Raw genomic sequence first — 9,896 nt, 5'->3', positions numbered from 1 at the left:
TCGTACAAGTCGACCGCGTTACGCCGGAACTCCTCGTCGTAGTGCTTCCTGGCCATGGACTACATCATCTCGCTTCCCCAGCATCAGGCTGGAATCAGCGTGTCCAACATCCAGGGGGAAGGCCCGACTGTGTCTACGAGGGTGCTTTCCGAGTGCGCTTCACTGATGACACTGAATCTGTCGCGGCGGGGTGGTTTGTTGAAGACAAATCCGATCGACCCCTGGTGTGGCACAACGGTTACGCCTCCGGATTCGGCGCTCACATGGTGCTGGATCGCCAGCGCCGACGAGGGGCGTTCATCTCGGTGGTCAGCCCGTATCCCGACGCGGACATCGAGCCCGTCGCGATGACAATGCTGGATGCGGCGGTGTAAGCGACATCCTCTGTACGAGGCCACGACGACAGCAGGACGTTCTCGTCAGTGCCCGAGGACCAGGGTGCTGGCAGCAGCCTCAATGACATCGTCGGTGATGGTCTCCAACTCGTTGATCTTCAACACCCGCTTGATCTGGGGGAACAATCGCTCCACTACGCGGAAGTTGCCGCGGGTCAGTCGCTCGATCGCGGCGATGGCTTGCGCATCTGTGAAGTCCTCCGGGTCCAGTTCTCTACCTAGGCGCTTGTAGTGCCGGTTCAGCACGAACAGCAGCTCGTCTTTGCCCAGGGCACGGTAGCGATGAGAGAAGCCCAACCGGCCGAACAACTGGGGGTAGTGCCGGAAGCGCTGGTCAATGCCGGGCATGCCGATGAACATGATCGCTACACCGTCACGATCGTGGATGTCTCGCAGCATCTCCAGGGCGGTGGGAGGCAATCGTTCTGCCTCGTCGATGATGATCAGCTGGGTGAGCGTCTCCCCACTGGATCTGCGCATGCGGATCTGGTCGCGTTGTTCGGTGGCCATCAGATGCTCCATGATGCAGACGTCGAGTTTTCCCCGGTAGAACTCGATGTCACGGATCAGCGCCCGGTACTTGGGTTGGACCTCAGGGGTGTAAAACACGGTGCGCGCCCAATGGGCCGTCGCATAGATGGCCAGGTCCGATTCACTGCGCGGCCCCCAGTCATCAATGAACGAGCCCAGAACATCCCAGTGGGCGTAGCGTCTGGCGGACTGTGTTTTGCCGACTCCTGCATCGCCGTGGCAGATGCCGATGGTGGTGTCTTTGCGGATCGCGTTGGCGAACTCGACGAAGCGGCGGTGCTCTTTGGTGACGATGAAGTCGCGGCTCATGGTGACAGGTCCTCTTCATAGGTCCGCAGGCGAGACGCACGGCCACGCGGAGGTTGCGTTTCGGTGTTCAGATCGGGGGTCACAGGCCCAAGGTCTGGTGGTCGTGGTTCGTGGGTGGGGATGCGCTCGTTGATTCCGGCACGTAGTTGACGCCGTCGGCGTCGACGAGCGGCCTGGATATCTGCCAGGCTGTAGCGCTGGTTGGGGTGGTCTTCATCCACGGCGACGCACAGCAGGGTGTCGTGGTCGTAGACCCGGATTTCGGAGAGATCCCGCGGGTCGTAACGGATGGTGACGTCATCGCCGACAAAAGGTGCCAGGGTCGGGCTGATGTAGCGCTGTCCCTGGAAATGGATGCCGTCGCGCTGCACCCGGCGGTGGGTGGAGACCCGCAGCAGGAGCCCGTCGAGTTCTTCCAGGTTCTCCGGCATTCTGGGAATCCACCCCTGTCCGATCCACGCGGCCTTCGGGCTGGTGTTGATCGAAGAATGTGTGCGCTGGTTGTAGCTGCTAATGAACTCACCGACGGCGGTATCCAGGCTCGTCAGATCCAGTACGGGGTGTGGGTTGCGGACGCCGGGGGCGAGGTGGCCGGGCAGGGTGGTGAGAAGTTCGGTGTTCACGGTGTTAAAGAACCGCTCGATCTTTCCGCGGCCCTGCGGACGGGCGATGGCCGAGTGGATGATCCGGATCTTCAGCGCTGTCGTGGTGTATGTGATGTGGCCACTGGTGAAGTCGGAGCCGTGATCGACATAGAGGACGTCGGGAATACCGCACATCGCCCAGGTGGGGTCTGTTTTCCGCCAGATCGCCTGACGTAGTGTCAGGGCGGTGTTCATCGCCGAGGGCGCGGTGGGGGCGACCATGTAGCCGCACACTGCCCGGGAGTAATCGTCGATGATGATCGTGAGCCAGGGGCGAGTCGGGGTGCCGTCCGGGTTCTGGATGAGGATGTCGAGTTGGGTGTGATCGGCCTGCCAGATGGCGTTGGGACGTTCAGCCCGGTGCCGGTAGACCAGTTCGTGTCGATCCCGGTAGGACGTCGGGCCCTCCAAGGCGAGGGCGACCATCGCCGGGTCGAGGGCTTGGATGATGTTGCGCACGGTGGCGTAGCTGGGTGGTTTCACCGATAGTTGCTGTGCTCGCGAACTCACCAGGCGATGCAGGGCGGCCATCGATGGCCGTGGCCTGGTGAGCCCGAGGTGTTCGATGTAGGCGACCAGTTCCGCGGATATGCGATGGGCTCCGGCGTCGGATCGTGTGGTGTTGCGTAGGCTGCGGATTCCGTCTGAGCGGTAGCGGGACACCCACCGGGATAGGGTGCGGGTGCTGATGCCGGTGGACCGTGCCAGGTCGGTCAGGGTGATGCCGTCTTCGATGTGCAGGCGGAGGATCTCCCAGCGTTGCATCTCGTCCATCACCGTCACCTCACGCGCTGGTCATTGTGTCAGTGTCAGGCGGTCGGTGCTGACTGGCGTCGTTTGGCGTCCTGCAGATGGCGGTACAGTGTCGCCCGCGACCAGCCGACCATGCTCGCGGCGTCTTCGGCACTACGGCCTTTGGCTCTCTCCTCAGCAACGATGGCGAGCTTGCGATCAACCACCTCGGGATCCACAGGTGGCCGCCCGAAGCGGGTGCCCTGAGCTTTCGCTGCGGCGATACCGGCGTTGACTCGTTCGGTGATCAGTTCTCGTTCGTACTCAGCCAGGGTGCCCAGCATCCCGAGCATCAATCGACCCGAGGACGTCTCCGGGTCGATGCCGTCAGAGACCGACTTGATCTTCACCTCCCGCTCGCGCAGCAGATTCACCGTATTGAGTACATCGAGCAAGGATCGGCCCAACCGGTCGATGCGCCACACCACGACCGTGTCCCCGGATTGTGCGTAGGCGAGGAGCTTCTTCATCCCAGGACGCTCGGTGGCGTTCTTCGCCCCGGAGGTGACATCGCTGAAGACATCACGGTCCTGGACCCCCGCAGTGGCCAAGGCGTCGTGTTGAAGTGTCGGATCCTGACCGACGGTGGATACCCGGGTGTAGCCCAACAGTCTCATGCCCACCATCATGCCTCACTAACCCATAGATCGGAAGAAGATGAAACACATTTCGGTGAGACAGGTTATCGAGACACTTTTCGAGTCGGTTCCCGCAGGAGCGGCCCGTTTCGGTGCGGTCACTGTAGGTGTCCTGTAAACCTTTAGTATTTCAAGACAAGAGAGAACGGGCAGTACAGTTTTGCATTACTACTCATCACCTAGCCCGAGCCGAGGGAGAACATCAGACAGAACTGTTTCCACGGGCGTATGGACGTTGCTTGCCGCCGTGCCCCCATGGAGATGTAGGTACTCACTCACCAATCTGACCCCGGCGGCGTATCCAGCACCAGTGGGCAGGCCGACCGGTTCCGCCCCGAATAGTTGGGCGGTCTTGTCGCCGAGTACCCATGCAGCAAAGTCCTGCATTCCGGTGACCTGTAGGCCACTGGCGACCTTGGCCAGAACACTGTCGTCATTGCGGGTCTGGTCATCGACGAAGTGGGTGTAACCGTGGCTGCCGTAGAGCTCGGTAGCAAAAACATCAGCTAGGCCCTCTGCAACGACATGTTCGCCCACTGTCACTGTGACCGGATCCCACACGACTCCGCCGGGCGAGTACCGAACATTGTGGTGCAGTTCATGGACAACGATGGCCTCCAGACGATTGAGGACGTCAATGGTGGGCCAGACCGATATGACGATATAGCCACTGATGCCGCCGAACGCGCTGAGCCCTTTGACTTCCTCCATGAAGTGCCTGTTGGTGGGATCGCCAAGCAGCAGCAGTACCTTCAGGTCTGGGATGTGTAGGTCTGGGTTCGCTGTCTTCAGCGTTTCGATTCCACGTTCCAGAGCGTGGTGCATGCGTTCCCATGCGTTAGCCCGGATCAGGGTGTCCAGGGATTCACGAAGCTCTTCTTCGGGGCCATTTTCCGGGAAGCCGAAGTTCTGCTTGTGGATGACGGCCAGGTCCATCTCGCCGGGAACGAAGTGATACATGCCATTCATGGGCGACCACATCTTCCTAATGAGGTCACGACGATGCTCTGGGGCCATGTCGAACACTCGGGTCATAGCTGCAGCAGTATCGATGATGTCGATGTTCATGCCGGCTCATGCTAGACCCTGACGCAGCGTCAAGGTCAAGGGATGATCGGGTAAAACAGAATAATGAACTATCAAGGGGTCCTCGCCGACGTCGTGTCCTGGGCCGAGCGAGAGTCCAACGTCCGAGCAGTCATCCTGACCGGTTCCGCCGCATCCAACGCCGAGCATCCGCTGTCCGATCGTGATCTTGAACTGTACGTCCAGCAAAGAGGGCCACTGGAAAACTCGGATGAGTGGTGGTCGAGCCTGGGCGATGTCCTTGCGGTCGAGCGACTAGAAAACGGCGAAGATCAACCAACCCGACTGATCTACTATGTCGGTGGCAAGTTGGACTTCACGCTGATTCGTATCGATGAGGAGCGCGGGGTGTACGACCGCCCGTTCACCGTCTTGCTGGATAAGGATGAGGTAGCTGGTGATTTCACGCTCTGCGCTCCTACGGTGGTAGGCCCCACTCAGGCAGTGTTCGACAAATCCGCCAATTGGGCGGGTGCTGCAGTGTTGATGACCGCCAAAGCAATCATGCGTGATGAGCCCTGGTCGGTGATGATGCGTGACGCTGATTTCAAAGTTGAACTGCTTCGCATGATCGAGTGGGATCATATCCTGCGATACGGATCTTCCCGTGACGTGAGATACCTGGGGACGCAGATGAGATCGTGGATGGACATCGGTGTTCAACATGTCCTTGACACCTGCACTGTGACGTATGGAGCTGATAACCGAGATGCCCTCTCTGCAGGGATCGAATTCTTCAGCCGTCTTTCCCATCAGGTGGCGGGTGAAGGTGGACTCGCGCCGTTTCCTTTCGAACGGATCGAGACCGAGGTCCTCCGCATCCTCAGTGCTTCATCATGGGCATGACCAACCACTGTATGGGCCCCTCACATAGTCGAGATGAAAGTTCGGATGACCAGGACAAGCAGGTCAGGCATCCGCGTGCTGTGATATGATTCGCGCCATGGGCGTAATGAATGCAATTTTCACCACCTTCGGTCGGCTCCGGAGCTCCGGAGCCGCCGGTGGGTGTGTCCGCTAACGGGGGACGTTCCACGGAGGTAGAGACACCCACCGCTCAGCTTGTCCAGCCGGGCGGCCGTTTCGGCATGCCCGGAGCACGATATCTGCTGCGGAGTGTCTTTTCTATGCCTACCTACAGGCCGAACAAGGGCCGTCACGAGAACGGCCAGAACTACCTCGTCAACAAGTCAATGATTAAGAAGGTCGTTGACCTTGTCCCTGTCAGTGCGTCCGTCCCGGTCATAGAGATCGGCCCGGGACACGGGGCGCTGACCTTTCCCCTCCAGGACCGTGTCCTGGCTACCGGTGGATCGTTGACCGCCGTCGAGATCGACCCGGCCTCCGTCCGGTGGCTGGAGGAGCGGCTGCGTCCGGAGGTTCACCTGTACGAGCAGGACGCCCTTGATTTTGTGCTGCCGGATGGCCCGCACGTCCTGGTGGGGAACCTGCCGTTTCACCTGACCACCGCGATCCTGCGGCATGTCCTTCACTCACCGGGGTGGACTCACGCGGTCTTCCTGGTGCAGTGGGAGGTCGCGCGTCGCCGCGCCGGCGTCGGTGGTGCCACGATGATGACAGCCCAGTGGTGGCCCTGGTTCGACTTCGAACAGCACGGGCGAATACCATCCACACATTTCCGTCCCCGCCCCACCGTCGACGCCGGTGTCCTGGTGATGCGTCGCCGGGAAGAGCCTCTCGTCAACTGGTCGGAGCGTGCGCGGTACGCGTCGTTCGTCCATGCCGTGTTCACCGGCAAGGGCCGAGGCATCGCCGACATCGTGTCCCGGGTCGTGGGGCGTCGGCGTGAACGACGGTGTGCTGAGGTCCTGCGTGAGGCCGGTGTTCCGGCAAACGCACTGCCGAAACAGTTGGACGCGGGGCAGTGGGCCACACTGTTTAAGGCCGTGGGGCGCTAAAGGCGAGCTGATCGCGATGCGATCGGTCGCTGCGTCTGATGTCGGCAGCAGAAGAAGTGCCATCCCTCCCAGATCCTGTTCCAGGGAAACTCTAAAGACAGCACCGTTGGCCATACGAAGAGCAATGTCTTCCCGGTCCATCAGACCAGCACGCCATAGAGTGATCAAGAATCCACGCCATATAGCGCTCATATTCACAGCTATGACCAGCACACCGTGATCGACCGAGCCTTCGCCGCACTGCGCACAGCCTCAGCACACCCCCTAGATCCGGCAGCCCAACGGTTCACCAACCCACCCCTCGACATCGCCGGCTACCTACTGACCCGCGACAACCGCTTCGCCCTGCCGCCAGCTTCACGACCGACCGCCGCAGCCGCTCTCGCAGCGAGCCTCGCCGTCAGCAGTGTCGCCTTCGGAGCGCACCCCGTCCATACCCTGCCCGCAGATCTTGCACGCACCATCGGCAATCACCTCAAGCAGACCTTCGGCCGAGCAGGACGACTCTCGCCGGAACTGTCCGCCCGCGCCCGCAACCTCGAAGTGCTTCTCCAAACCACGCTGGTGCCCGATCATGACGAGGCCACACTGACGATCGGTCGCTTCCTGTCAGACGGAGTAGGCGTGTGCTTCACCGGCAGTGCCACAACTCCTGATGGTCGCCGCTACAGCCGCAAAGACATGGAAGACATCGCCCGCCAGTGTGGGCTGCGCACACTCGGCAGCGTCACCAAGAAGCACTGCTCAGCGCTCATCGCCGCACAGATCGGCAGCCAGTCCGGAAAAGCAAAGGACGCGATCCGTTTCGGCATACCGATCTTCTCCGCAAGCGAGTTTCTGGACTGGGCAGCTCAATCCGGGGCTGCATGACGCCGTTCGTGCCCGCGGAGATACTTATCGCGTACTCCACGGGCACGACAGCCTGGGTCAGGCGTCGACGGGTTTCTCTTCAATAGTGAAACTCTCGAATGAGTGATCACGGAAGTATTCCTCGATGACCTGATCCCGGTCGTCAGGGACCCGACCCCGGTCTGTGCCAGCGATCCGTCGGTACAAGGCGTCGCGAGCCCGCTGCTCGGAGGAATGCAAGGACATCTCCGGCCGTGCGACTTCGCCGCCGCCGGTGACGGTCAGCACCCACACGGGGGTCGGGGTGCTGATCCCGTGGCCGGTGAAGTCCAGAAGGTCGCTCAGTGCCTGGAGCGAGTTGAAGCCTTCGAACGGTTCATCGCCCCACGACATTCCTCCCGCCAGCAGCACTTCGAAGCCGCCGATGGTGAAGACCGTGACGTAGCGGCTGCAGATCATCTGGGCAGCCTCAATGAGGTGCTCGCGGGCCTTGGCGACGAGAACGGGAGTGCTGGCGAACTCGGTGATCGCTTCATTGTCGCCGTCGCTGAGATAGTCGAGGACATCCTCGAACCGCTCAGTTTCCGCGTCGTCGAGACGCTCGTAGAACCCTGCGAGGTTCCAGGCGAGCGCCGACGCGATGTCCTTCGGCGTCGCCTCTTCGACCACCCGCCGGTACGGCGCGAGGGGGTCGGTGTCGGCTCCCTGCGGATCGGATGGCAGTCCCTTCAGTGCGGTCATCATCAGGTCAGCTCCCATGGCTGTGCTCCTTCTCGTGTCGCCACCGAGTGTGGTGGGGCGCTGTCTACGCACACCAACGATCACCAACCGGTCCGGGTGGCCGCGGCACGCCGACCGTCGGGACTTGGGCACGGGAAGCGAACCCATGAACCCGATCTGAACTGCGATTATGCGAAACCCATCGGCAGTTTTGTCGGGGGAGTGCGAGAGGCTGTCCGCGGACTTCCGCTCGGAGCTCTCGCAAGGAAACACGTCCGGATAATCGTTAGGAACGTTGAAGAATTGGAGGTTCCGCAGTGACTGTCGCGTATGCGCCCACGGTCAGTTCTCGGTCGGGCAGCTACCCCGACCTTCCCTCTGAGCCGATCGGCTGGCGCGACGAGGGGCACTGCACCCGGTCAGCACTCGAGTTCAACCCGGCGATCGAAGTCGGAGGCCGAGTCCAACCCACAACCGCACAGCAGCGAGCTCAGTGCGTCGGCTGCCCCGTCGCTCGCTGGTGCGCCCTCGACGCTCTCAAACGAGCCGCAGAATACGGCTCCATCGACGGGGTGTGGGCGGGACAGGCCGGCACCGTCACCATGCGAGGCGAAGCCTTCAACACCCTCATCGCCAACCTGGGCCGTATCGCCGGGCTCCCCGACGACCACTACCTGCTGCGCACCAACCGCATCGACCGTCGCCGCGCACACATCGGCACCCTCTACGAATGCGGAGTCAACCCAGAACAGATCGCCAACAGACTCAACCTGAGCGTCGTGACCGTCGAACGAGACCTCACCGCGCTCTGCGCCACCGACCTCCGATGACCGCCGGCCGCAACCTCATCCGAACCGGACCGAACCGCCGCGAGTACCAACGAGCTCACTACCTCGCCGCGAAACTGGCCACAGACGTCGACCCCGCTGACATCGAGTCGACGATCATCCCTCCCCATCCTGAGATCGACGACCTCGTCGACACCGCCGCCGCCTACGCGGACCTGCACGCCCGACACCCGACCGACCGCAGCGGTCACCAACTGTTTGCCGCCGTCCTAGCCGTCGGACACCACGTGGCGGCAGCCGCTGACCGCAGCTCCCGCAGCGCCATCTCCATCGCCGACTGCGGCCGCCCACAACTTCGGCCCGCCGTAGTGACAGCAGCACGGAAAACCGCCAACGAGAACCGCGCGCAATGGATGCGGATCCGGGCTACCGACCCCAACTTCACCCGGACCGACGAGGACCTCGCCAACGACCTGACCGTGCGACCCATCGAACGCCGCTGGCGGCGCGCAGTACTCGCCGACCACCAGGCAAGCACCGAAACATTCCTGACCCTCCACCGTCAGGTCTGCGGCCGCGACGAGAATTGGGCCCAACGCGCCGCGATCCGCACCTACAGCTACGCCACCACCATCGGCACCGATGCCCTCGGCCACGACTGCCTCGGAGCCCGCACACGCGACACCCTGGACGGGCTCTACCGCATCCACCGCCCCGACCTACCGGGCCTCGCCGTATGCGCCAGCGTCCACCGCGCACCGCTGGCAGTAGGGGAGAACGCCCTCCTGACCGGCGACCTCGGCGGCCTCATCGGCGACGGCTGGCGCACCGCCGACCCACACCACCGCGCGTTCATCCTCGGCGCCTGGAGAATCCCTTGACCAGACAATCTACGGTTCGGCGACGTCGGTCGGCGCCACAGCCGATCACCATCGGCATCGCCGGGCGCGATGGATCAGCCATCAGCTGGTCACGCGAAGACGAAACCGATGACTTCAGTCCGGGTCACTTCGCCGGCACTCCGCACCTCGTCGATACCGCGACCGCCATCGTGATTGCCCGGGAACCGCTCACTTTGCCGACCGGCCGCGCCTGGACCTTCCCGCACCACCTGGAGCTGCGGGCCGTCGACGCCGCCGCCGCCATGCTCGCCGCCCTCCAAGCCGACGCCGATCTCAGCGGCCTGATCGCACAGTTTCCCGACCTCGCGGAATGAATGAGTTCG

Annotated in this window: 12 protein-coding genes; 7 read left to right on the top strand and 5 right to left on the bottom strand. The window is 62.4% G+C overall.

The genetic code is table 11. The features are described from left to right. Positions 1–152 precede the first annotated feature (152 nt). Positions 153–374 carry a hypothetical protein gene (locus tag AAFO60_RS11025; RefSeq protein ID WP_347956245.1) on the top strand — a complete coding sequence of 74 codons (222 nt, stop codon included), beginning with the start codon at positions 153–155 and terminating at the stop codon, positions 372–374. A 45-nt stretch (positions 375–419) separates the two neighbouring features. On the opposite strand, the gene AAFO60_RS11020 is transcribed toward AAFO60_RS11025, so the two are convergent. The 4 genes from AAFO60_RS11020 to AAFO60_RS11005 form a co-directional block, all read right to left on the bottom strand. Further along, complete coding sequence (locus tag AAFO60_RS11020; RefSeq protein WP_347956244.1) at positions 420–1,235, bottom strand: AAA family ATPase; 816 nt, start codon at positions 1,233–1,235, stop codon at positions 420–422. Then, a complete protein-coding gene (locus AAFO60_RS11015) occupies positions 1,232–2,653 on the bottom strand; it encodes a Mu transposase C-terminal domain-containing protein (protein WP_347956243.1) in 1,422 nt (473 codons plus the stop codon). The genes AAFO60_RS11020 and AAFO60_RS11015 overlap by 4 nt, the downstream gene beginning before the upstream one ends. A 35-nt stretch (positions 2,654–2,688) precedes the next feature. Then, entirely contained in the window at positions 2,689–3,288 is a 600-nt protein-coding gene (locus tag AAFO60_RS11010; RefSeq protein WP_347956242.1) for a recombinase family protein, read from the bottom strand. A gap of 189 nt (positions 3,289–3,477) precedes the next feature. Then, the gene (locus tag AAFO60_RS11005; protein ID WP_347956241.1) at positions 3,478–4,377 is read right to left on the bottom strand and encodes a DUF2268 domain-containing protein; all 900 of its coding nucleotides are present in this window, start codon (positions 4,375–4,377) and stop codon (positions 3,478–3,480) included. Between the two features lie 63 nt (positions 4,378–4,440). Here AAFO60_RS11005 and AAFO60_RS11000 point away from each other — a divergent pair, with 63 nt between their 5' ends. The 3 genes from AAFO60_RS11000 (at position 4,441) to AAFO60_RS10990 (ending at position 7,184) form a co-directional block, all read left to right on the top strand. After that, positions 4,441–5,241 carry an aminoglycoside 6-adenylyltransferase gene (locus tag AAFO60_RS11000; protein WP_347956240.1) on the top strand — a complete coding sequence of 267 codons (801 nt, stop codon included), beginning with the start codon at positions 4,441–4,443 and terminating at the stop codon, positions 5,239–5,241. 281 nt (positions 5,242–5,522) lie between these two features. Then, complete coding sequence (gene erm / locus AAFO60_RS10995) at positions 5,523–6,314, top strand: 23S ribosomal RNA methyltransferase Erm (RefSeq protein ID WP_347956239.1); 792 nt, start codon at positions 5,523–5,525, stop codon at positions 6,312–6,314. Positions 6,315–6,530: 216 nt separating this feature from the next. Next, on the top strand, positions 6,531–7,184 hold the full coding sequence (locus tag AAFO60_RS10990) for a hypothetical protein (protein ID WP_347956238.1): 654 nt from the start codon (positions 6,531–6,533) through the stop codon (positions 7,182–7,184). Positions 7,185–7,241: 57 nt separating this feature from the next. Here AAFO60_RS10990 and AAFO60_RS10985 read toward each other — a convergent pair whose 3' ends face one another. Continuing rightward, entirely contained in the window at positions 7,242–7,922 is a 681-nt protein-coding gene (locus tag AAFO60_RS10985) for a hypothetical protein (RefSeq protein ID WP_347956237.1), read from the bottom strand. 278 nt (positions 7,923–8,200) lie between these two features. Between AAFO60_RS10985 and AAFO60_RS10980 the strand changes: the two genes are divergently transcribed. Genes AAFO60_RS10980 through AAFO60_RS10970 form a run of 3 tightly spaced genes read left to right on the top strand, consistent with a single transcriptional unit; the run spans position 8,201 to position 9,887 of the window. Beyond that, positions 8,201–8,713, top strand: a complete 513-nt coding sequence (locus tag AAFO60_RS10980; protein WP_347956236.1) for a WhiB family transcriptional regulator — start codon at positions 8,201–8,203, stop codon at positions 8,711–8,713. Then, the gene (locus AAFO60_RS10975; RefSeq protein WP_347956235.1) at positions 8,710–9,552 is read left to right on the top strand and encodes a hypothetical protein; all 843 of its coding nucleotides are present in this window, start codon (positions 8,710–8,712) and stop codon (positions 9,550–9,552) included. Before AAFO60_RS10980 ends, AAFO60_RS10975 begins: the two co-directional genes overlap by 4 nt. Beyond that, on the top strand, positions 9,549–9,887 hold the full coding sequence (locus AAFO60_RS10970) for a hypothetical protein (protein ID WP_347956234.1): 339 nt from the start codon (positions 9,549–9,551) through the stop codon (positions 9,885–9,887). Before AAFO60_RS10975 ends, AAFO60_RS10970 begins: the two co-directional genes overlap by 4 nt. The last annotated feature ends 9 nt before the right edge of the window (positions 9,888–9,896 follow it).

It is taken from the genome of Gordonia aichiensis (assembly GCF_039946255.1).
Classification (GTDB): Bacteria; Actinomycetota; Actinomycetes; order Mycobacteriales; family Mycobacteriaceae; genus Gordonia; species Gordonia aichiensis_A.
The sequence above is the reverse complement of the archived record's forward strand: the minus strand, read 5'-3'. Positions and strand labels throughout refer to the sequence as shown.